The organism is Micromonospora sp. CNB394, assembly GCF_000374985.1.
GTDB classification, from domain to species: domain Bacteria; phylum Actinomycetota; class Actinomycetes; order Mycobacteriales; family Micromonosporaceae; genus Micromonospora; species Micromonospora marina.
In genome coordinates this window covers 107,797-128,546 of record NZ_KB895830.1, presented here as the reverse complement: position 1 = coordinate 128,546, position 20,750 = coordinate 107,797, and the positions used below count along the sequence as shown (strand labels likewise).

At 72.5% G+C, this 20,750-nt stretch carries 27 protein-coding genes and 1 pseudogene; 17 read left to right on the top strand and 11 right to left on the bottom strand.

The window, feature by feature from the left end:
- Window positions 1-10: 10 nt before the first annotated feature.
- The 7 genes from C569_RS0110545 to C569_RS0110515 all read left to right on the top strand — a co-directional run bounded on the left by C569_RS0110545 (window position 11) and on the right by C569_RS0110515 (window position 5,011).
- Complete coding sequence (locus C569_RS0110545; RefSeq protein WP_026267971.1) at window positions 11-382, top strand: hypothetical protein; 372 nt, start codon at window positions 11-13, stop codon at window positions 380-382.
- A complete protein-coding gene (locus tag C569_RS34855; RefSeq protein WP_026267970.1) occupies window positions 375-1,811 on the top strand; it encodes a WXG100 family type VII secretion target in 1,437 nt (478 codons plus the stop codon). Before C569_RS0110545 ends, C569_RS34855 begins: the two co-directional genes overlap by 8 nt.
- Window positions 1,812-1,971: 160 nt before the next feature.
- Window positions 1,972-2,409, top strand: coding sequence for a hypothetical protein (locus tag C569_RS0110535; RefSeq protein WP_026267969.1), 438 nt, complete (start codon window positions 1,972-1,974; stop codon window positions 2,407-2,409).
- A gap of 156 nt (window positions 2,410-2,565) precedes the next feature.
- Window positions 2,566-3,396: a hypothetical protein gene (locus C569_RS0110530; protein ID WP_026267968.1), complete on the top strand. Its 831-nt coding sequence runs from the start codon at window positions 2,566-2,568 to the stop codon at window positions 3,394-3,396.
- Between the two features lie 77 nt (window positions 3,397-3,473).
- Entirely contained in the window at window positions 3,474-3,809 is a 336-nt protein-coding gene (locus C569_RS0110525) for a YkvA family protein (protein WP_026267967.1), read from the top strand.
- A 31-nt stretch (window positions 3,810-3,840) separates the two neighbouring features.
- On the top strand, window positions 3,841-4,254 hold the full coding sequence (locus tag C569_RS0110520) for a pyridoxamine 5'-phosphate oxidase family protein (RefSeq protein WP_018785744.1): 414 nt from the start codon (window positions 3,841-3,843) through the stop codon (window positions 4,252-4,254).
- Window positions 4,255-4,399: 145 nt separating this feature from the next.
- Window positions 4,400-5,011, top strand: a complete 612-nt coding sequence (locus tag C569_RS0110515; RefSeq protein ID WP_026267966.1) for a C39 family peptidase — start codon at window positions 4,400-4,402, stop codon at window positions 5,009-5,011.
- Between the two features lie 109 nt (window positions 5,012-5,120).
- On the opposite strand, the gene C569_RS0110510 is transcribed toward C569_RS0110515, so the two are convergent.
- A complete protein-coding gene (locus C569_RS0110510; RefSeq protein WP_018785742.1) occupies window positions 5,121-5,303 on the bottom strand; it encodes an antitoxin in 183 nt (60 codons plus the stop codon).
- 129 nt (window positions 5,304-5,432) lie between these two features.
- Between C569_RS0110510 and C569_RS0110505 the strand changes: the two genes are divergently transcribed.
- Window positions 5,433-6,584, top strand: coding sequence for an AI-2E family transporter (locus tag C569_RS0110505; RefSeq protein WP_018785741.1), 1,152 nt, complete (start codon window positions 5,433-5,435; stop codon window positions 6,582-6,584).
- A gap of 12 nt (window positions 6,585-6,596) precedes the next feature.
- Here C569_RS0110505 and C569_RS0110500 read toward each other — a convergent pair whose 3' ends face one another.
- Window positions 6,597-7,250: a dienelactone hydrolase family protein gene (locus tag C569_RS0110500; protein WP_036345521.1), complete on the bottom strand. Its 654-nt coding sequence runs from the start codon at window positions 7,248-7,250 to the stop codon at window positions 6,597-6,599.
- 200 nt (window positions 7,251-7,450) lie between these two features.
- Between C569_RS0110500 and C569_RS0110495 the strand changes: the two genes are divergently transcribed.
- From C569_RS0110495 to C569_RS0110485, 3 genes are all read left to right on the top strand, one after another.
- The gene (locus tag C569_RS0110495) at window positions 7,451-7,843 is read left to right on the top strand and encodes a MerR family transcriptional regulator (RefSeq protein ID WP_018785739.1); all 393 of its coding nucleotides are present in this window, start codon (window positions 7,451-7,453) and stop codon (window positions 7,841-7,843) included.
- Window positions 7,813-8,160: a thioredoxin gene (gene trxA, locus C569_RS0110490; RefSeq protein ID WP_018785738.1), complete on the top strand. Its 348-nt coding sequence runs from the start codon at window positions 7,813-7,815 to the stop codon at window positions 8,158-8,160. The genes C569_RS0110495 and trxA overlap by 31 nt, the downstream gene beginning before the upstream one ends.
- Window positions 8,161-8,241: 81 nt before the next feature.
- Window positions 8,242-8,421 (top strand): hypothetical protein, encoded by a 180-nt coding sequence (locus tag C569_RS0110485; protein ID WP_018785737.1) that lies wholly within the window; start codon window positions 8,242-8,244, stop codon window positions 8,419-8,421.
- A gap of 42 nt (window positions 8,422-8,463) precedes the next feature.
- Here C569_RS0110485 and C569_RS0110480 read toward each other — a convergent pair whose 3' ends face one another.
- Genes C569_RS0110480 through C569_RS0110470 form a run of 3 tightly spaced genes read right to left on the bottom strand, consistent with a single transcriptional unit; the run spans window position 8,464 to window position 12,100 of the window.
- Window positions 8,464-10,836, bottom strand: a complete 2,373-nt coding sequence (locus tag C569_RS0110480; protein ID WP_018785736.1) for a glycoside hydrolase family 65 protein — start codon at window positions 10,834-10,836, stop codon at window positions 8,464-8,466.
- Entirely contained in the window at window positions 10,833-11,585 is a 753-nt protein-coding gene (locus C569_RS0110475) for an HAD family phosphatase (protein ID WP_018785735.1), read from the bottom strand. Before C569_RS0110475 ends, C569_RS0110480 begins: the two co-directional genes overlap by 4 nt.
- A gap of 47 nt (window positions 11,586-11,632) precedes the next feature.
- The gene (locus C569_RS0110470) at window positions 11,633-12,100 is read right to left on the bottom strand and encodes a DUF4442 domain-containing protein (RefSeq protein ID WP_018785734.1); all 468 of its coding nucleotides are present in this window, start codon (window positions 12,098-12,100) and stop codon (window positions 11,633-11,635) included.
- A 131-nt stretch (window positions 12,101-12,231) separates the two neighbouring features.
- Here C569_RS0110470 and C569_RS0110465 point away from each other — a divergent pair, with 131 nt between their 5' ends.
- Both C569_RS0110465 and C569_RS0110460 read left to right on the top strand, forming a co-directional pair.
- Window positions 12,232-13,410 carry a Fic family protein gene (locus C569_RS0110465; protein ID WP_051090474.1) on the top strand — a complete coding sequence of 393 codons (1,179 nt, stop codon included), beginning with the start codon at window positions 12,232-12,234 and terminating at the stop codon, window positions 13,408-13,410.
- A gap of 86 nt (window positions 13,411-13,496) precedes the next feature.
- Window positions 13,497-14,036, top strand: coding sequence for a hypothetical protein (locus C569_RS0110460; protein ID WP_018785732.1), 540 nt, complete (start codon window positions 13,497-13,499; stop codon window positions 14,034-14,036).
- 31 nt (window positions 14,037-14,067) lie between these two features.
- On the opposite strand, the gene C569_RS0110455 is transcribed toward C569_RS0110460, so the two are convergent.
- Both C569_RS0110455 and C569_RS0110450 read right to left on the bottom strand, forming a co-directional pair.
- Window positions 14,068-14,535 (bottom strand): hypothetical protein, encoded by a 468-nt coding sequence (locus C569_RS0110455; RefSeq protein WP_155945525.1) that lies wholly within the window; start codon window positions 14,533-14,535, stop codon window positions 14,068-14,070.
- Between the two features lie 8 nt (window positions 14,536-14,543).
- Complete coding sequence (locus tag C569_RS0110450; RefSeq protein ID WP_018785730.1) at window positions 14,544-15,500, bottom strand: sulfotransferase; 957 nt, start codon at window positions 15,498-15,500, stop codon at window positions 14,544-14,546.
- On the opposite strand from C569_RS0110450, the pseudogene C569_RS34195 reads away from it, so the two are divergent.
- Together C569_RS34195 and C569_RS34190 are read left to right on the top strand one after the other, a co-directional pair.
- Window positions 15,499-16,203: pseudogene (locus C569_RS34195) on the top strand (AAA family ATPase); the annotation flags it as partial. The gene C569_RS0110450 and the pseudogene C569_RS34195 sit on opposite strands and share 2 nt — an antisense overlap.
- A 27-nt stretch (window positions 16,204-16,230) precedes the next feature.
- Entirely contained in the window at window positions 16,231-16,611 is a 381-nt protein-coding gene (locus C569_RS34190; protein ID WP_141708186.1) for a nuclear transport factor 2 family protein, read from the top strand.
- Window positions 16,612-16,623: 12 nt separating this feature from the next.
- Here C569_RS34190 and C569_RS0110440 read toward each other — a convergent pair whose 3' ends face one another.
- Genes C569_RS0110440 through C569_RS0110430 form a run of 3 tightly spaced genes read right to left on the bottom strand, consistent with a single transcriptional unit; the run spans window position 16,624 to window position 18,511 of the window.
- A complete protein-coding gene (locus C569_RS0110440) occupies window positions 16,624-17,535 on the bottom strand; it encodes an aminoglycoside phosphotransferase family protein (protein WP_018785728.1) in 912 nt (303 codons plus the stop codon).
- On the bottom strand, window positions 17,532-17,720 hold the full coding sequence (locus C569_RS0110435) for a DUF397 domain-containing protein (protein ID WP_018785727.1): 189 nt from the start codon (window positions 17,718-17,720) through the stop codon (window positions 17,532-17,534). Before C569_RS0110435 ends, C569_RS0110440 begins: the two co-directional genes overlap by 4 nt.
- A complete protein-coding gene (locus C569_RS0110430) occupies window positions 17,711-18,511 on the bottom strand; it encodes a helix-turn-helix transcriptional regulator (protein WP_026267963.1) in 801 nt (266 codons plus the stop codon). The genes C569_RS0110435 and C569_RS0110430 overlap by 10 nt, the downstream gene beginning before the upstream one ends.
- A 157-nt stretch (window positions 18,512-18,668) precedes the next feature.
- Here C569_RS0110430 and C569_RS0110425 point away from each other — a divergent pair, with 157 nt between their 5' ends.
- Both C569_RS0110425 and C569_RS0110420 read left to right on the top strand, forming a co-directional pair.
- Window positions 18,669-18,917 carry a hypothetical protein gene (locus C569_RS0110425; RefSeq protein ID WP_026267962.1) on the top strand — a complete coding sequence of 83 codons (249 nt, stop codon included), beginning with the start codon at window positions 18,669-18,671 and terminating at the stop codon, window positions 18,915-18,917.
- Window positions 18,914-19,261 (top strand): hypothetical protein, encoded by a 348-nt coding sequence (locus C569_RS0110420; protein ID WP_018785724.1) that lies wholly within the window; start codon window positions 18,914-18,916, stop codon window positions 19,259-19,261. Before C569_RS0110425 ends, C569_RS0110420 begins: the two co-directional genes overlap by 4 nt.
- 47 nt (window positions 19,262-19,308) lie before the next feature.
- Here the strand turns inward: C569_RS0110420 and C569_RS0110415 are convergent, their stop codons facing one another.
- Entirely contained in the window at window positions 19,309-20,622 is a 1,314-nt protein-coding gene (locus C569_RS0110415; RefSeq protein WP_026267961.1) for an ABC transporter ATP-binding protein, read from the bottom strand.
- Between the last annotated feature and the right edge of the window lie 128 nt (window positions 20,623-20,750).

Below are 20,750 nucleotides of genomic sequence, written 5' to 3'. Positions count from 1 at the left end.
GGATGCAACCATGACGGGGCGCACGACGGTAGACGTACTGTCCTTGGAGGACTTCCACCAGCGGCTCGAGCGGCGTCTGCACGAGGCGGAGTCGGTGTTGCGCAGGCTCAACACCCAGATGCAGTGCCGCCCGCCGGCCCTCGGCACGTTCACCGACGCCACCGACAACGCCCGCCGCTACTCCGAGACCCACCAGAGCTACGTCAACCACGTCGACCGGCTGCGCCGGGCGATCCTGGCCGCCCGCGAGGCGACCCACAAGATCATGACGAACTACCGGACCGCCGAGGCCCGCAACGCCGCCGCCGCGGCCGACATCGCCGCCGCCCTCTCCGGGCTGAACGAGGCGATGGAGCAGCCGAAGGAGGACCCGCGTGTCTGAGTACACCCAGCGCTACGAGCACGTCCCTCATGAGGAGCTATACCAGGGCGTCAACGCCGGCGACCCGAAGCAGATCGAGGCGCTCAGCGCCCAGTGGACCTCGCTGAAGGGCACGCTCGACGACCTCAGCCGCGACCTCACCGCCGACCTGGAGGCGCTGGCGAAGACCTGGACCGGCGACGCCGCGCGCGAGTTCCAGCGCCGGCTGGACATGGTCGTCCGCTACTCCGGCAACCTCGCCGAGGGCATGACGGGTATGCGGCAGGGCCTCGACATGATGGCCAGCGAGCTGCGGGCCGCCCAGTCGAAGGCGGAGAGCCCGGAGAAGACCGACGACAACGACAAGCTGCTCTCCGGCGCCGGCAAGGGCTTCCTGCTCGGCGGCGCTCCCGGCGCGGTGATCGGCGGGATCGTCGGCCACCAGCAGGACAAGGCCGAGCAGGAGAAGGCGCACCAGCGGATGGTGCAGGTCGTGGCGAAGCTCGCCGAGGGCTACGACTACTCGGCGTACGGCCGGATCGTCGTCCCGGAACCGCCGGAGACCGATCTGCCCGGCGACACCGGCAACGGTGACCCGACGCTGCAGAACGGGCCGTCGGTGAAGGCGCCGTCGTCCGGCCCGAGCCTGGGCAGCTTCGGCCCGGGCGCGAACGCCACCGCCACCGCGTCGGGCGTGCACCACACGGCCCCGACCGGCGGCACGCCGGGCGTGGGCACGCCGGGTGCGGGCACTCCTGGCGTGGGCACGCCGGGTGCGGGCACTCCTGGCGTGGGCACGCCGGGTGCGGGCACTCCTGGCGTGGGCACGCCGGGTGCGGGCACTCCTGGCGTGGGCACGCCGGGTGCGGGCACTCCTGGCGTGGGCACGCCGGGTGCGGGCACTCCTGGCGGTCAGCCGGGTGCCGGCGCTCCGGGTTCGGTGCCGACCGTCGGCACCGTCGACCCGACCGGCACCTCGCTGGCCGGAGCCGCTCCGTTGACCAGCACCGTCGGCGGTCCGTCGATCGGCGGCGGCCCGGGCTTCGGTCCCGGTGGCGCCGGACCGACGACGATGAGCGCCGGCGGAGCAGGTGGCGGGCTCTACGGCGCCCCCGGCGTGCTGAGCACCGGCTCGCTCGCGGGCACCGGCGCCAACTCGGCGTCCTCGGCCCGCTTCGGCGGCGTGCCCGGCGCGGAGAACCGCTCGGCGGCGGGCACGGGCCGGCTCACCTCCGGGCGCGGCCTCGTGGTCGACGCCGGGAGCAGGTCCGCCGAGCGCACCGGCGGCACCACCGGGCGGCCCGCGATGGCCGGCCGCAGCGGCGTGCTGGGCGGGCGAGGCGGCCACGGCGACGACGAGTCCGACGGCCGGCTGACCTGGCTCACCGAGGACGAGATGGTCTGGGGCGACGGCGACGCCGCCCCGCCGCCGGTGCTCGGCGGCAACTGACACCGCATCCACGCGGCGGCGCGGCACCCCGGCGGGGCGCCGCCCCGCCGCGCGTCCGGCCCGGCCCGGGTGGTCCGTCCACACCGGCCCGTGTGCAGGCTCACGAAACCCGCAAGATCCTTGAGCTGCGGGATCCTCCGCTGACCGATAGGTTGAAACGGTGCTGCCCGTAGCGTTCGACCCGTCCACCTGGACGGCGACGCTGCGCCGGATCGCCCGCACGGCGGTGGCCAGCCTGGTGCTGATCGCCGGCCTCCAGGGCATCGCCGCCGCACCCGCCCACGCCACCGCGTCCTCGCACGCGACAGTCGCCCCGCACGCCGTCGCGACTGAGCACGTCGCGGCGATCGAGCATCTCGCCGCCGTCGAGCACGTCACGGCGCGGCAGGCGGTCACGGCCGGCGCCGCACGCACCGCCGATCTCACGGCGGGCGACGCCACGACCGCCACCCCACGGACGACAGGTCCCGGCACCGGCCCGGCCGTCACCGAGGCCCCTTCCGCCGACTCCGCCGGGCGCGTCCCCGGCGTCGCTGTCGTCGCCGCCGCCGACCCCGGCCGGGCGCACATCGCCCGTCGCGGCCCGCCGCACGCCTGACCGGGCGCCCTTCCGGTACGCCCCGGCGCGGTCCCACGGCCCGCACCCCGCACGCCCTGCCGCGCGTCCCGTCGCGTCTGAGTCACGACGCGCACCCGCCCGGATGTCCGGGTCACCACCGTTGATCATCTTTCGTTCCACCACGAGGTGCTGGTGATGCAGACCGTCTTCTCCTCCGTCCTGCCCGACATGCCCGTGGCCGCCGTGATCTGGCTGGTCCTGCTCGCCGTGGCCGCGACAGTGGTCGCCGCGCTGATCGTCCGGCCGTCCCGGTTCCGTTCGGAACTGGTCGAACGGATCAGCGACGCCGCCCGGCCGAGCAGCATCGAACGCGCCGAGCGCACCCGCGTACGGGACCGGGAGCGGCTCCGCTACGCCGACGAGATGGCGGTGGCGGCCTCCCGCGCGACGGCGACCGCCGAGCGGAGCCGCGCCGGGTGGTTGAGCGCCCAGGAGGAGGCCGAGGTCGCCTGGCAGGCGTACCAGGCGGCCGAGGAGGACGTCCGGCGCCTGACCGCCGCCGCGGCGCTGCCGCTGCCCCGGACCGCCAAGACCCCGGCCGAGTACGCCGACCGGGAGCGCTGGCTGCACCGGGCCGCGATGGACGCCCAGTGGCGCGACGAGATCACGGTGCGGCAGCTCAGCGACATCCTCGGCGGCAACGGCTGGGATCCCAGCCGGCACCCGGTGGAGCAGGAACTGCTGCTGCGCCGGCTGGTCCGGGACAACCTGGCGGCACGGCACCGGGCCGCCGCGCAGCGGGAGCAGGCGGCCTGGCAGGCAGCCGAGCGGGCCGCCGCGGCGGCGCAGAGCCTGCGCGACGAGGCGTTCGCTGCACTGCACCCGGTCGCCGAGCCGCAGACGGAACTGTCCATCGTCGGGTTCGCCGGCCCCGAGGCCACCCGGGAGCTGCCGACCGCAGCGGGCGTGGAGACCACTCGCGAGCTGACCCCGGTGGCCCGGGGCCGGGCGGCGGTCGTGGCCTGAGAACACCGAGGACAGGACGGAAGGCTCGACAGCTTCGACACCGGGCGGCCCAGGCCCGGCTCGGCTAGCGTGGTGGCGTGTCGCGTGAAAACTGGGTGCTCGTCGTCGTCGCCGCCGTTCTCGCGGCGGCCATGCTGGCCGGGGCCGTGCTGCTCGCGATCCGGGTGGTCCGCACCCGCCGGATGCTCGGCGCGCTCGGCGCCGGCGGCAAGGTCGCGTTCTACGGTGCGCTGATCTACACGATCCTGCCGGTGGACCTGCTGCCCGACCCGATCTACCTGGACGACATGGGCGTGCTGGCCGGCGCGCTGTTCTACCTGGGCCGGCTGGTCGCCAAGCACCGCGCCGAGCAGCGGGCCGCCGGGGAGTCCCCGGCGGCGACGTTGCCGCCCGGCACGGCGCCCCGCCGCTGAGACGTCACCGGCACGGATGCGAGGAGACGACATGGCGGGACGGCACCGTCTGGATCCACACGACGAGCGGGTGCGGAGTTTCTTCGCGCACCGGCACCTCGCCACGCTCACCACACCGCGTGCCGACGGCACCCCGCACGTCGTACCAGTGGGGGTGACCTTCGACCCGGCGGCCGGGCTGGCCCGGGTGATCACCTCCGCCGGGTCGGCCAAGGCCCGGCACGTCGCGGCGGCCGGGCCGGACGGCGTCCCGGTAGCGGTGTGCCAGGTCGACGGCCGCTGGTGGCTGACCGTGGAGGGCCAGGCGGTGCTGCGCCGTGACCCGGAGTCGGTGGCCGAGGCCGAACGCCGGTACGCCGAGCGGTATCGCACGCCGCGTCCGAATCCGGAGCGGGTGGTCATCGAGATCGCCGTGACCGGGCTCCTGGGGAGCCTCCCCGGCTGAGGTGTCCGTCCGGTTCCGCGGTGGCCCCGGTCACGGCCGGAATGGGCTGCCGAGGCAGGGCGGTTGAACTCTCCGTACGCCGAGCGCCACTCCTGGTGCCGCGTCTCCCGCACGGAGCCGTCGACCCCCGAATGGAGCCTCGACCATGAATCCGATCATCCGCAGGTGTGTGCTGTCCGTCGCCGGCCTGGCCGCGGCCGGCGGTGCCGTCGCCGGTCCGGCCGCCGCCGCCCACGCCGCCCCGGTCGAGGGCAAGGGTGACCGCGCAGCCGACTACGAGTACCAGGCGCAGCCGAACTTCTTCTACTGCGGTCCCGCCTCGACCCGGATCGCGCTGTCGGCCGAGGGCAGGGACGTGAGCCAGGACGAGCTGGCCGCCAAGCTCGGCACCACCGTGAACGGCACCGACTCGGCCATCGACATCACCCGGGTGCTCAACGAGTACACCGGTGGGAAGTACCGGACCACCGAGATCCGCGACGACGTGGCCACCCGGGAGCAAGTCGACCGCCTGCGCGCGGACATCCGTAGCGCTGTGGACGACGACCGGCCGGTGGTGGCGAACATCCTGGGCGGCGCCCTGGACGTCGACGGGGTGGAGCACAGCTATCCCGGCCACTACGTGACTGTCGTGCGGTACGAGGGCGACGGTGACCGGGTGATGATCGCCGACCCGGCCCGGCCGGACGCGCCGACGTACTGGATGGACGTGACCGAGCTGGCCAACTGGATCGCGGGCCGCGGTTACAGCTCCTGACGGCCGGGCCGGTCTCTCCGGTGGATGAGGCCGGCCCGACGCCGCGGCGGCCACGCTCCCCGGCGGGGGCGTGGCCGCCGTCGTGTTCCGGCGTCGAAGCGGGTGTACGTCAGCGGCCGGTGTCGCCTTCGCCGGTGCGCTGCTGCGCCATGTCGACGCCCTTGTCGATCTGGTCGTCGTACTTGCCGCCGGTGCGCTTGTCGGCCGCGTCACCCGCCTTCTCGATGCCCTGGTCGACCTGCTTGTCGTGCTTGTCCGCGAAATCCTTGGCCTTGTCCATGAAGTCGCTCATGCCTGATCTCCCTTCGATACGTTGAATGCCTTCCCTGAGGCGGGGGGCACAAACACCGGGTGGGTGGTTGCTGCCCTGGTGTCGGATAGACCCGCGTCGGGTACCAACGGCCACGATCGAGGAGGCGACGTGGACGACGACGCTGGCACACCCGGGCGGGCACCGGCCACCGGGCCGCGGCAGACCTGGGCGGGACTGCCCTGGCCGGTACGGACGGCGGTCACCTGGAGCGCCTGTCTGCTGGTGGTGACGGCCGGGCTGTGGCTGCTGGGGCAGATTGCCGTACTGCTGGCGCCGCTCGCGGTGGCGCTGGCCGGCACGCTCTTCCTCACCGCGCTGCTCGACCCGGTCCTGGTACGCCTGCGCCGGCTGCGGGTGCCGGCCGGGCTCGCCGCGCTGCTGAGCATCCTGCTGTTGCTCGGCATCCTGGGCGGCGCCGGCGTCCTGGTCTGGAACCTCGCGGCGAGTCAGTTCGGCGAGCTGAGCCAGCAGCTCGGCCAAGGGCTGGAGCGCTCCCGGGACTTCGTCACGTCCAGCCTGCCGGTCAGCGATCAGCAGCTCGACCGGCTCGTGGAGCAGATCCGGCAGGGCCTGAGCAGCGGCGCACCCGACCCGGTCGCCGGGGCGCGCAAGGTCGCCGAGGTCGTGGGCGCGATCCTGCTCGCGCTGGTCCTGCTGTTCTTCCTGCTCAAGGACGGCCGCTCGATGTGGCACTGGGTGCTGCGCCGGCTGACCGGCCCGCGCCGGGAGCTGACCGCCGAGGCGGGGCGGGCGGGCTGGCGGACGCTCGGCGCGTACAGCCGGGGCACGATGATCATCGCGGCCATCGACGCCATCGGCATCGGGCTGGCGCTTGTCGTGTTGCGTGTCCCGCTGGCCCTGCCGCTCGCCCTGATCACGTTCGTCGGCGGGTTCGTCCCGATCATCGGGGCCACCGTGGCCGGTGCGGTGGCGGTGCTCGTCGCGCTGGCCGCGAACGGCCCCACCACCGCGCTGCTGACCCTGGCCGCCGTGATCGCCGTCCAGCAGATCGAGGGCAACCTGCTGGAACCGCTCGTGATGCGGCGGCAGGTGCAGCTGCACCCGGCGGTCATCCTGGTGGTGGTCACCGCCGGCACGCTGGTCGCCGGGGTGGCCGGTGCCTTCGTGTCGGTGCCGATCGCGGCGGTGCTGTGGCGGGTGCTGGACACCGTGCAGCAGCACCGCGCCGGCGGGCGGAGCGGCACCGGCGCATCCGCGCCGACCGCCGATCCCGGCCGCGCCGCCGAGGCCGCGGGCTGATTCCGCCACTGCTCAGGCGGGGTGCGGCTGGCGCAGGTGCGTGGTGAACCACGTACCCGCCTGGTCGGCCACCTGCTCCAGCGTGCCGGGCTCCTCGAACAGGTGCGTGGCGCCGGGCACGATCCGCAGCTCGGCCACCTCGCCCAGCGCGTCCCGGGCCTGCTCGTTGAGCACGATCACCTGCTCGTCGAGGCCGCCGACGAGCAGCAGCGTCGGTGCGAGTACCGCGGTCAGTGAGCTGCCGGCCAGGTCGGGTCGGCCGCCCCGGGAGACCACCGCGCCCACCCGGTCCGGCCGGGTCGCGGCGGCGACCAGGGCGGCGGCCGCGCCGGTGCTGGCCCCGAACAGGCCGATCGGGAGTCGCCCGAGTTCCGGGTCGGCGCCCGTCCAGTCGACGATCCCGGCCAGGCGCTCGGCCAGCATGCCGATGTCGAAGCGCAGGTCGGCGGTGACCTCGTCCCGGGCCTCCTCGTCGGCGGTCAGGAGGTCGACGAGCATCGTGCCGAGCCCGCGCTCGTTGAGCGCGCGCCCGACGGCCGTGTTGCGCGGGCTGTGCCGTGAGCTGCCGCTCCCGTGCGCGAACAGCACGACCCCCCGCGCCCGGGCAGGCACCACCACGTCCCCCACGAGTCCGCCGTCCACCACAGGTACCGAAACCTCACGCATCACCCCACCGTCCCTCCCGCTCTCCCCACCGCATACCCCCCACCCCGACGATCATGAGGTTGGCGGCAGATTCCGAGATCGACAACGCCGTCAACTTCATGATCGACGGAGACGGCAGGGGAAACGGACGCGTGCGGGGTTGCGTTGACGTCGGCGGCAAGGTTTAGCGTCAGCCTGGCAGTGAGGGACGGGGGCGGCGGATGCGGATCGGGGAGCTGGCGCAGCGGGCCGGCACGAGCACCCGCGCCCTGCGCTACTACGAGGCCCACGGGCTGGTCCGGCCGGACCGGTCCGCCAACGGCTACCGGGTCTACGACGAGGCGGAACTACGCGTCGTCCGCGAGATCCGGTCGCTGCTGGCGGTCGGCTTCGGCCTGGACGACATCCGCCCGTTCGTCGCCTGCCTGCGCGCCGGGCACCACACCGGTGACGTCTGCCCCGATTCGGTGGCGGTGCTGCGGCGCAAGCTCACCGAGGTGGACGACTACCTCGACCGGCTCGGCGACGTCCGCCGCCGGCTGCACGACCAGCTCGCCCACGCGATCGCCCAACGGGAGGAAACATGCCTCAGGACACGGGGACCGGCCGGTTGAACCCGGTCACCGACGACACCTTCGCGGCCACCGTGCTGGCCGCCGACCGCCCGGTGGTGGTGGACTTCTGGGCCGAATGGTGCCCGCCGTGCCGGGTGGTGTCGAAGCACCTGGCCGAGCTGGCCGAGGAGTTCGGCGACGCGCTGCGCTTCGTCACCGTCAACACCGACGAGAACCCGGCCACCGCCCGCGCCCACCGGATCATGTCCGCGCCGACCATGCTGGTGTTCCGGCGCGGCGAGGTGGTCGGCTCGATCGTCGGCTCCCGCCCGAAGGACCACCTGCGGCGCAGCTTCGCCCGGCACGTGGACGGTTGAGCCCTCGCCTGGACGGTTGAGCCGCCGCCGGGCGGGAACGCGCGAGGTGACCACGGACCCCGACCGATCGCGAGGATCGTCATGGCGACACAGGACAGGTCCCGGGAACAGGAACTCACCGACCAGGAACGCCGCGAGCAGGAGCTGAAGGACTCCCCGGACTGGGCCGACCGCGCCTCGACGGCGCGTACCGCCGACGATCCGCGGGCCACGGCGCCGCGCGACGCCGGCGGGCGTCCGTCAAACGGCCGCCAGTTCTGAGGTACGCGTACCGAGCGGTCCCGCCCCTCGTGGCGGGGCCGCTCAGTCCATGCGGTCCGGCAGGTGCATCAGCGGCGCACGGCCCTGGGGCTGTTCCGGCTGTGTCCCGCTCGGATGGGCCGGTGGCACCGCCACTGTGACCGGCTGCCCGGAGGTGACGCGCAGCGGCTCATCGTGGTGCCGCAGCTCCACGGCCGTGTCCGGGCCGCCGTTGCGCAGCGAGTACGTCGTCTGGTGCGGCCGCACGTCGACCCGCAGCCGCATCCCGCGCCACTGGAGCGAGAACTCCAGGCGGCTGAGGCGGCTGGGGAGCCGGGGCGCGAAGGACAGCGTCCCGTCGTGGTCGCGCAGCCCACCGAACCCGGCGACCAGCGCGATCCAGGCGCCGGCCAGGGATGCCATGTGCACGCCGTCGCGGGTGTTCTCGTTGAGGTCGTGCAGGTCCATCAGCGCGGCCTCGCGCAGGTAGCGGTGGGCCAGTTCGAGGTACCCCACCTCGGCCGCCAGCACCGCCTGGGTGCAGGCGCTCAGCGACGAGTCGCGTACGGTGCGCCGCTCGTAGTAGACGAAGTTGCGCAGCTTCTCGGCGGCGCTGAACGCGTCGCCCCGCCAGTGCATGGCCAGCACCAGGTCGGCCTGCTTGACGACCTGCTTGCGGTAGAGGTCGAAGTACGGGTAGTGCAGCAGCAGCGGGTACTTCTCCGGCGGCGTGTGCTCGAAGTCCCACTCCTGGAAGCGGGTGAACCCCTCCACCTGCTCGTGCACCTCGGTCTCCGCGTCGTACGGGATGTGCATGTCGTTAGCGGCGTCCCGCCAGGCGGCGGCCTCCTCCTCGGTGACGCCGAGGTCGAGCGCCTGGTCCCGGTAGCGCATCGCGCAGTCGGCGGCGGTACGCAGGTTCCGCTGCGCCATCAGGTTGGTGTAGACGTTGTCGTTCTTCACCGCCGTGTACTCGTCCGGGCCGGTGACGCCGTCGATGTGGAACCGGCCGGCGCGGTCGTGGTGGCCGAGCGAGCGCCACAGCCGGGCGGTCTCGACCAGCAGTTCCAGCCCGGTCTCCCGTTCCAGCGTCTCGTCGCCGGTGACCAGGACGTAGCGGCGCAGCGCGTCGGCGACGTCGGCGGCGATGTGGAACGCGGCGGTGCCGGCCGGCCAGTACGCCGACGACTCCGGCCCCTCGATCGTGCGCCACGGGAAGGCGGCCCCTTCGAGGTTCAGCGTGCGGGCGCGTTCCTGGGCCTGGGGCAGCGTGGAGTAGCGCCACTGCAACGCGTCCCGCACCGCGCCCGGCTGCGTGTACGTCAGCACCGGCAGCACGAACATCTCGGTGTCCCAGAACGCGTGGCCGTCGTACCCGGGGCCGGTGAGGCCCTTGGCCGAGATCGGCCGCCGTTCCGCGCGGGCACCGGCCTGGAGGACGTGGAAGAGGCCGAACCGGACGGCCTGCTGCACCTCGGGGTCGCCCTCGACACGCACGTCGGCGGCGTCCCAGAACGCGTCCAGGTATTCGCGCTGGGCCCGGCGCAGGCCGTCCCAGCCGTCGAGCCGGGCCGCCGCCAGCGCCGCGCCGACCTGGTCGCGCAGCGCCGGCAGGGACCGGCGGCTGGACCAGCCGTACGTGAGGTACTTGACCACGCGGAGCGTCTGGCCGGGCTTGAGCACGCAGCCGACGGTGGTACGGACCCAGTCCTCGTACCCCTCGCTCTCGATCGTGGTGCGTTCCGGGCCGTCGATGTCGTGGCCCATCGCGGCGGCGACCCGCAGGCCGCTGACCTTGGTGCGGTGGATGAGCTGGCCGCCGTCGTCGGTGGTCAGCTCCTCCTCGGACTGCAACGGCGACTCCAGGACGGCGGCCACCCGGGGGTCGCGGCTCTGCGGCGGCAGCGACTCGTTGGCGACCAGCTCGGACTGGACGATCAGTCGCAGCGGCCCGTCGACCGGCTCCACCTCGTAGTGGATGGCCGCCACGGAACGCTGGGTGAACGACACCAGCCGGGTGGTGCGGACCTTGACCTCGCGGCCGGCCGGGGAGCGCCAGTGCAGGTCCCGGTGGAGCGTGCCGGCGCGCATGTCGAGGACGCGCTCGTGGGCCAGCAGTTCGCCGTAGCGCACGTCGAGCGGCTCGTCGTCGACGAGGAGCCGGATCAGCTTGCCGTTCGTGACGTTGACGATGGTCTGCCCGGATTCGGGGAAACCGAAGCCCGCCTCCGCGTACGGCAGGGGCCGCAGCTCGTAGAACGAGTTCAGGTAGGTGCCGGGAAGCCCGTGCGGCTCGCCCTCGTCGAGGTTGCCGCGCAACCCGATGTGGCCGTTGGACAGCGCGAACACCGACTCGGACTGGGCCAGCACGTCCATGTCGAGCTGCATCTCCCGCACGTGCCAGGGCTCGACCGGATACGCCCGTTCCCGGATCACGCGGCCGGCTCCGATGCGAGCAGGTCGGCGAGGTCGGTGACCACGACGTCGGCGCCGTGCGCGAGCAGCTCGTCGGCCTGGCCGACCCGGTCGACGCCGACCACGTACCCGAATCCGCCGGCCCGGCCGGCGGCCACTCCGGCGAGGGCGTCCTCGAAGACGGCGGCCCGCGCCGGTTCGACGCCGAGCAGCCGCGCACCTTCCAGGAACGTGTCCGGGTACGGTTTGCCGCGCAGCCCGCTCGCGCGGGCGACCACGCCGTCCACCCGCGCTTCCAGCCAGCGCTCCAGCCCGGCGGCGTGCACCACGGCGGCGCAGTTGGCGCTGGCCGAGACGACCGCGCGGCGCAGCCCGGCCGTGGTGGCCGCCTCCAGGTAGCGCACCGAACCCTCGTACACATCGACGCCGTGCTGCTCGATCTGCTGGAGCAGGACGACGTTCTTGCGGTTGCCGAGGCCGTTGACGGTGTCCGCCCCGGGCGGGTCGTCCGGCGATCCCTCGGGCAGGATGATGCCGCGCGAGGCCAGGAATGTACGCACCCCGTCGGCACGCGGTCTGCCGTCCACGTACCGGTTGTAGTCCGGTCCGCTGTCGAACGGGTGGAACGGCTCGCCGGTTTCCACCGACCGGCGCCGCAGGTACGCGTCGAACGTCGCCGCCCAGGCGGCGTTGTGCACCTTGGCGGTCTGCGTCAGCACACCGTCCAGATCGAAGAGACAAGCGCTCACGTGCGCGGGGAGGCCCAGCATCGCTTGAATCTATCCAGCCCTCGCGCCGGGCAAACCCCGTTCGGGGCTCAGCGGTTCGGGCGGAGCGTCCAGATCACGGTGAGCGCCGAGGTGACGGTGCCGTCCTCGGTGCCGATCTCCACCTCGACGGGGAACTCGGGCCGCGTTCCCGCGTCCAGCTCGGCCAGCACGTCGGCGGGCGGACGACTGAGCCGGGCGGTCGCCAGCACCGGCCCCACCGCCACCTTGCGGTAGCGGATGGTCGCGGTCACGGCCAGGGGTACGGCCCGGTCGAGCACGTGCCCGAACGCGGCCAGGACAACCGCGCCCGAGGCGGTCTCCCCCAGCGTGAACATGGCCCCGGCGTGCGGGCCGCCCACGTGGTTGTGGTGCGCCGGGTCGTCGGGGAGCCGGACCACGGCCCGGACCCCGCCCTCGGCCTCGGGCGCCACCTCGACGAACTCGATTCCGAGCGTGCGGGCGAACGGCACGGCGTCGAGAAGACCGGCCGCCACCTGGCGAGAGTCGATGCTCATGCCCGAACGCTACTCGCCAGTAACTTTCTCGGCAAGACGCCAGGTCACCCTGACCTAATGTCGCTAACTAAGCGACATCCTCGCGAACTGCCGCTAGGCTTGTCTCTTATTGAGAGACAATGGGACACGAGATGATCTACGCCACCCCAGTACTCAGCGATCACGACGAGACCGTGCTGGCCGAGGTGCACGACATGCGCCGCATGCTCGCCGATGTCCTGCGCACCCCTCGCCGGTGGACCGGCGGCCTCCGGCGCACGATGTTGGCCCGCGCGATTCTCGGCTCCAACAGCATCGAGGGCTACGTGGTCGCCGAGGACGACGCCGCCGCCGCGCTTGACGGCGAGGAGCCGTTGAGCGCCGACGACCGGACCTTCGCCGAGATCCGGGGCTACCGGCAGGCTCTGGGATACGTGCTGCAAACCGCCGGGGATCCGCACTTCCGCTTCGATACGTCGGCGATTCGCAGCATGCACTACATGATGCTCTCGCACGATCTGAGCAAGAGCCCGGGGCAATACCGCAAGGGCCCGATCTACGTGCACGATGAGCGGACCGATGAGCGCGTGTATGAGGGCGCGGACGCCGACCACGTGCCTCACCTCATGGAGGAACTAGCCGAGGATCTACGGTCGGACGTCACCGCCTCGCCGCTCGTCAAAGCAGCCATGGCGCATCTGAACCTGGTGATGATTCACCCGTTCCGCGACGGTAACGGGCGGATGGCACGCGCCCTTCAGACGCTGGTGCTCTCCCGCCGCGCGATCGTTGAGCCGGCCTTTTCCAGCATTGAGGAATGGCTGGGCAGCAACACGGAGGACTACTACCGAGTGCTGGCGGTCACCGGACGTGGCCGCTGGAACCCCGAGGGTTCGGCGCACCTCTGGGTGTCGTTCAACCTGCGTGCCCATCACATGCAGGCGCAGACCGTCGCGCGCCGCTTCAGGGAGGCGTCCGGCATCTGGTCGGAGTTGGACGCGATCGTTGCCGAGAACAGGCTCCCTGAGCGGGTGACCGATCTGCTCTACGAGGCAGTCCTGGGCTATCGCATCCGCCGCTCCGGGTACGTCAAACTTGCCGATGTCGAGGATCGGACCGCATCTCGTGATCTGGCCAACCTTGTTGAGCACGGGCTGTTGGAAGCACGTGGCGAGCGGCGGGGAAGGCACTACGTCGCCGGCCCCACGCTGGTGGCGGTACGGGAACGGGTCCATGCTCAGCGCAAGCCGATCAGCGACCCCTATCCGGCCATGCCGGTCGTTCTCGCGACCGAGGCTGCCAATAAGACCGGCTCAGGTGGGCGGTTGTAACCACGGTCCATTTCACGGCGCTGTCCGGCCCGGTGGATTAGTCGAACGCGTTTCGGCGGCTGCCGACTCCGGGTAGCGAGTGGCCCATGAACCGCGATCTCGCACGCGGGCTGACGGTGGCGTGGGCGCTGCCGGAGTTCCGCGACGGGCTGCGTCACCTCGTCGACCTCGACGAGGTGACGGTGCTGCTGGCCGCGCTGTCCCTTCCGGACCGCGACCGCGAGGTCGAGCGGAGCGCGCTGGGCCTGCTGCGGTCCGGACTCGACAGCACCCAGGTCCGGGAGGCGGTGTTGCTGTTGCTGGAGCGGGACACCGTACGCCGGCCGCTCGTCGCCGCGGCGGTGGAGCCGCTCGCCGACCGGCCCGGCCTGGTCACCGCCGTCACGTCCGCGGCCGAGGATCCCCGGGTACGCCACGAGGTACGGGCGATGCTGGACAGCGCCGGCGTACGCGAGCTGATCTGGCGGGCGGTCGACGACCAGGTGAGCGACAACCGGTTCGGGCTGATCCGCCGGGCGGCGGTGCTGTTCGTCAGGCACCCCAGTGCGCGGCGCCTTGGGTGGGCGCTCCGCCGGCACGGCGTGCTCCGCGAGCTGCGCCACAAGACGTGGTCCGGGGCCGCCTGAGCGGCCGGTTCCCGTCGACCCGTCGAGCCGGTCAGCTCCGGGGAGCGGGGCCCGCGAAGCGCCGGCGCAGCCACCGGGGCAGGCAACGCCGCGGGGCGAAGATCGCCACGTCACTGGCGGCGTCCCCCGCGTATCCGCGTATCTCGTACCCGTGCAGGACCGTACGGTCCTCCAGGGCCCGGCGCAGGTGAGCGATCGAGTCCGCATCGATCCGGCCGTGCAGACGGGCGTCGTGGCCGAGGGACTGTAGTGCGTTGGCGCGGGTCTGCGCGCTCACCGACGTGAGCGCCCGCTTGATCCGGGGCAGCACGACGTCGGGTTCGGGATGGTTGAGCACGAGGGTCAGAAGCGCCACCCCGGCGTACGGATCGTCCCGGCGCAGGGCGTTGTCGACGATCTCCGGCCGGTCGATCGCGTCGATCCAGCTCCGCATCGACCAGCGTGGCGCGCCGGTCACCTCGCCGTCGTCGCGGACCTGCGCCTGGCCGGCCCCCGACATCGCGGCCGTCACTCGTATCCCATCGCGGGGATGATCTCGCCCAGTTCCCGCTCGACGTACGCGCGGGCGTCGGCGTCGAACTGGTCGTCGCGGTGCGCCAGCTTGTCCGCCCGGAACGTCGACGCGGTGACGGCGTCCTCGACGCCGAGCCGCTCGAAAAGGGCCCGCCGCTGCCCGGGCCAGTCGGCCGCGAGGTCTTCCGCCCTCACCTCGACGTATCGTCGACCCGCCAGGCCGCCCGCGTCCTTCCAGGCCAGCCATCGCTGGTAGACCGGCACCAGGTAGGCGAGCGTCCCGTCGACGGTGGACGGCGCCCACGATTGGGCCAGGTGTGAGGCGAGCACCGCCACCGGGTGACGCTTGATGTGCACGATCGTCGCCTCGGGAGACAACTCCCAGAGGAAGTCCATGGCGAACAGGTTGAACGGCGTCTTCTCGCACCAGGTCGGCTTGCCCGCGTCGGCCGCCGCTCCGCCGAACAGGGTGTCGACCAGGCCCCGCAGGATGCCGACAAGTTCCCCCCGGTCGCGGAAATACCTCGGCACGACCCGCCGTCGGCTGGCCGGCCCGAACGGCCCGGCCGGGCGGTCGCCGTCGCCGAACCCCTCCGCGGGCACGGGCTCCTCGAAGGCGTGCGCGATCACCTGCGGCCAGAGCTGGTGTACGGCGTCCCGGTAGCGCCGCTCGCCGACCAACTCGGGCACGGTCTTGCCGCGGTCGTCACGGCGGCCGGGCACGCGTACGGTGAGGAAGTCGCTCAGCCGGTGCAGGGCGTCCTCACCGACGACGGGGTCGTACCGGTGGGTGAGCGCGTCGGCCAGGTCCCGCAGGCCACCGGGTTCGACGAGGAACTTGGTCTCCATCGGGATCCGGTGGATCAGCGGATGCTGGCCGATGATGTCGGCGATCCGCGACGTGCCCGAGCGGCCGGTACCCGCGACGAAGACCGGTGAGGGAGACGGCATGGACGGCAGTCAAACTCCCGCCCCGGCACCGGGGCAATCCAATTACCCCCGCCGAGATCGGCTGATCGCCCACCTGGCCGACGCGGTCGGGTCCGTCGCCGTGCCGCACCCGACCCGGGTCGCCGTCGACGGGCCGCCCGCCGCCGGCAAGACCACGCTCGCCGACGAGCTGGCCGCCGTCCTGCGCGCCCGTGGCCGGTACGTCATCCGCGCGACTGTCGACGACTTCCTCTTCCCCCGGGCGCGGCGCTACCGGCGCGGCGAGTACTCGGCCGAGGGCTGCTACGTCGACACCCACGACCACGGGACGCTGAACCGGGTGCTGCTCGATCCGCTCGGGCCGGGCGGCGATCGACGCTTCCGCTGCACCGTCTACGACCACGCGACGGATACGGTGCTGTCCCCGCCGCTCGCCACCGCCCCCGCCGACGCCGTGCTGGTGGTCGACGGTGTGTTCCTCCTGCGCCCGGAACTGGTCGATCGGTGGGAGCTGCGCGTGCTCGTGTCGACCGCGCCGGACCGTACCGTGGATCGTGCGGTGGTCCGGGAGAGCCCGGTGTCGTCCCGGGCCGACGTCGAACGGCGCTGGCGGGAGCGTTACCTCCCCGCCCAGCGTCTTTACGTCGCCACGGCCCGCCCGGCCGAGCACGCCGACATCGTCGTGCACAACGACGATCCCCGGCGGCCGATCTGGGCGACCCGCACGCACACGGATGGCAGGCTGGCGACCATGGACAGGAATCGGGTGGCCGCCTGGATCGCGGCGTACGAGCAGGCGTGGCGCACACCGGGAACGGCGGCGCTCGGCACGATGTTCACCTCGGACGCGAGCTACCGCCAGGGGCCGTACCGGGAACCGGTCGTCGGCCTGCCCGCCATCACCCGCATGTGGGACAGCGAGCGCGACGGACCCGACGAGGTCTTCGAGATGACCTCGGAGATCGTCGCGGTCGACGGCGACACCGCGGTGGCCCGGGTGCGGGTCCGGTACGGCGACCCCGTCCACCAGGAGTGGAGCGACCTGTGGATCATGCGGTTCGCCGAGGACGGCCGGTGCCTGTCGTTCGAGGAGTGGCCGTTCGCGCCGGGAGAGCAGGCCGCCGCCGGGTGAGACACCGGCCGCCTATCCGGCGAGTATCTCCCCGAGAATGCGTTGCGCCTCGGCCGATTCCTCCGCGTCCTCGGGGTCGTCGACGGTGCGGGAGTAGGTGGACAGCGTCTTCCAGAGCGCCCAGCCACGTCCGCGTGCCCACGTCGCGTCGTCCACCGCCAGCCGCTCGCGGAACGCCTCCCGCCCCTCAGCCGTCAGCAACGTCCAGGCGATCGCCAGGTCGCAGGCCGGGTCACCGACGCCGCACGTCCCGAAGTCGATGACGGCCGCCAGCCGGCCGTCCGCGAGCAGCAGGTTCCCCGGGGCGATGTCGCCGTGGAACCAGCGGTCCACCCCGTCCCATCGGGCCGCCACCGCCCGCGCCCAGATCTCGCGTACCAGCCCGGCATCGACGTGGCCGTCCAGTGCCACGAGCGCCTGCTCGACCTTCCCGTCGTACGTGCGCAGCGTGCCGCCCCGGAACCAGTTGTGGACACCCGGCTGCGGACCGCCGGCGGCGTCCACGTCCCGCAGGGCCGCGAGGAATCCGGCCAGGTCGAGCGCGAATCGCACCGGTTCGGCGATGCGGTCCGGCCGCGCGGTCTCGCCGTCGAGCCATCGGTAGATCGACCACGGATAGGGGTAGCCGGCACCCGGCTCGCCCCTCGCCACCGGGCCGGGAACGGGTAGCGGCAGCCGGGCGGCGAGGACCGGGAGCCAGCGATGTTCCTTCTCGACGGCTAGGGCGTACTCGGCCGCGCTGGGCAGGCGCACCAGCAGCTCGGGGCCGAGGTGGAAGGTCCAGTTGTCCCAGCCGCCGTTGGCGACCGGTTCGATCCCGAGGCGGGCCAGGTGCGGGAACTGGTCGGCGACCAGACGACGCACCTGCGCCGCGTCGACCGGGATGCGCCGTGGCGGAGGACCGAGATCCGGTACGTCGCTCACGCCCGTTTGGTGTGCGCGACGAACGCCGCCCAGCTCGACGGCGTGAACGCCAACACCGGCCCCTGCCGGTCCTTGCTGTCCCGCACCCCCACCACACCGGGCACGTTGTCCGCCACCTCGACACAGTCGCCGGAGTTGCCGCTGCTGCGGGTGCTCTTGCGCCAGATCGCGCCGGTCAACTCCATCGCTTCGCCGCCTCCGAAATCGCCGCCAGGGTCGCCCCGTGCGGCATCGCCTCCGCGCGGACGGACTCCCAGGTCTGCCGCAGCGAGTTTACGTCCACCGTCCGCTCCACGATTGTGCCGTGCAACTGGTTATCGAGGTAGCCCACGTCGTCGCCGTCGGCGGGGGTGGCGAGCACGAACGCGCCGTTGAGCCCCGGATAGGCACCGACCGTCTCCGGCACCAGGTGCAGGTGCACCCGCGGTCGGCGGCCCATCTCGACCAGGTGTTCCAACTGCTCCCGCATCACCTTCGGCCCGCCGACCGCACGGCTCAGGACCGAGTGGTCGAGCACCGCCACGAACTGCGGCGGCGCCGGGCGGTCCAGCACCACCTGCCGGGCCAGCCGGGCGGCCACCTGCTGCTCCATCGCATCACCGACAAGCGGGCTCGCGCCCTCGTGCAGCGCGCGGGCGTACTCCTCGGTCTGCAACAGGCCAGGCACCACCAACGGTTGGAAGCTACGCAGTGAGGCAGCCTCCTGCTCGATGCTCACCCACTCGCGGAACCACGGCATCAGTGCCTCCTGCATCAGCGCATCACGGATGCGCACCAGCAGGCCGCCGCCGTTCAGCACCTCGTCGCAGCGCTCGGTGAACTCGGCGCGCGGCGCCCGGCGGCACTGCTCGACGGCCGCCACCAGCGACGCCGAATAGCTCACCCGCTCGCCCAACGCCTCCTGGGTCAACCCCGCATCGGTACGTAACCGGCGCAGCTCACCAGCGAACAGTTCCCACAACGGCACACGGATCATCTGCACACCTCTGCACACGGCTGCACACGGAAATCGGCCGGTCGGACGGCCAGGAAGGTGGGGGTGGAACGCCTTCCGACCCTAGCGGCGCGGTGACGAAACTGTCACGCAGTGGAGCCGAATTCGTCCGGTTCCCGCTACCGAAAGGAGTTGCACCGTGCGACTGCGCTGGTTCCGCTGCCGGGGTGCGTCGGCACCGACACTGCCCCAGCGGGTACGGGGCGACAACCTGCCGGAGTGGATGCGGCAACCCACGCGTCCACTCCCGACAATGGGCCCCGGCCGGGTCGGCAACCTCACCCCGGCCCAGCAGTGGCGGGCGAACGGCGGCCGATGGTCAGTACCGGAGCAGCGGGCGGGCGACGGCGGCCGGACCGCCCCGGAACAGCCCGGCGAGCGCCGGTGATCAGCCACCAGCTCGGGCAGCCGCCGGACGGGCCGACGCCGGACCGCCCCCGGCCGTACCCGTTGCACGCCACCCCGCACACGCCGCTGCGTCCGATTTGGTGCTGCCGGGCCTGCGGCCAGCCGTGGCCGTGCCCGACGGCCCGGCTGCTGCTCCGCAGCGAGTACGAGGACAACCGGATCGGGTTGTCCATCTACCTGTGCGGGCTGCTGTACGAGGCCACGCGCGACCTCTACCGGCTCAACCCGAACGACGCGCCCGCCCCCGCGGACATGTTCGCCCGCTTCGTCGGCTGGGGCCCGTACCGCCGTCACCCGCCCGTCCCACCGGGCGGTGATTGTTAATAAGGGGCCCTTCCTCTACCGGAGGCGTTAATAGGGTGCCCCTTCTTTCACCGCCAGCCGACGTCGATGCGGTCGCCGCGCTCGTCGAAGAAGTGCAGCGCGTCCATCCTTACCTGCACGGCGAGCGGGTGACCGGGCGACACCTGCGGGTACGGCGCGAGCCGTACCGCCAGTTCCGCCGGACGACGGTGGTGGCGGCCCGGGTCGGGCAGCACGCTCGTACGGTTGCCGCCGCCCCCGCCGACCTCCAGGGCCGGGCCCGACGACTCCGTCGCGCGGCCGGTGAGCCGCTGCATCACCTGGTTGAACCGGCGCAGGCCGCGCTGGCCCGGCGCGGTCCGCTCGACCGGGGTGCCCATCTCGTCCACCACGATCGCGGTGGCGCCGATGTCGAGGAACGCGAGCGACTCGTGGCCGTGGTGCTCCAGGTAGCGGATACGCCCGTGCAGCACGTCCCCGGCGGTGTCCGGCGCGACCGGGGTGAGCGCTTCGGCGCGCATGCCGACCACGATCCGCTCGCCGTGGTAGTGCGCCACGGCCCGGCTGCGGATGTCGTCCCAGGGCAGGTAGAGCGCCTGCTCGCCGAGGTTCAGCGCGACGTACCGGTCGAGGTGGACGTAGACCGACGCCTCCAGCAGGTTCATCCGGGGGCTGCCCAGGAACGCGGCGACGTAGAGCGTGGCCGGCCGGCCGTACACCTGGGTGGGGGTGCCCACGTCCTGGAGCACGCCCTTGCGCATGATGGCGACCCGGTCGGCCATGGTCAGCGCCTCGGCCTGGTCGTGGGTCACGTAGATGGTGGTGACGCCCAGCTCGCGGGTGAGGCCGGAGATCTCCGCCCGCAGTTCGGCGCGCAGCCCGCTGTCCAGGTTCGACAGCGGCTCGTCCATCAGGAACAGACCGGGCCGGCGCACTATCGCCCGCCCCATGGCGACCCGCTGCCGCTGGCCGCCGGAGAGCTGGCCGGGCTTGCGTGCGAGCACGTCGCCGATGCCGAGCGCGCTCGCCACGTCCTGGATCCGCTCGCCGCGCGGGCCGGGCTCGACGCCGCTCAGGCGCAGCGGGAAGCCGATGTTGTCGCCGACCGTCATGTGCGGATAGAGCGCGAAGTCCTGGAAGACCATGGCGATCTTCCGGTCGCGCGGTGGCAGGTCGTTCGCCAGCTCACCGCCGAGCATGATGGCGCCGGAGGACGGGTCCTCCAGCCCGGCGACCATGCGCAGCACCGTCGACTTCCCGCAGCCCGACGGGCCGAGCAGCACCATGAACTCGCCGTCGTTGACGTCCAGATTGATGGTGTCGACCGCGACTGTTCCGTCCGGGAACACCTTGGTGACATCCTTGAGCGCGACGGTCGCCACCGTCACCTCCCCAGTTCTTCGCCCCAAACCCGGGAATGACTGTGACCAGGATCATCTGATCCGCACATCGGGTAAACGTGCCATGTTCGGCTCGTGACAGTCCTATTAAGCGGTTTTCGCGGGCCGCT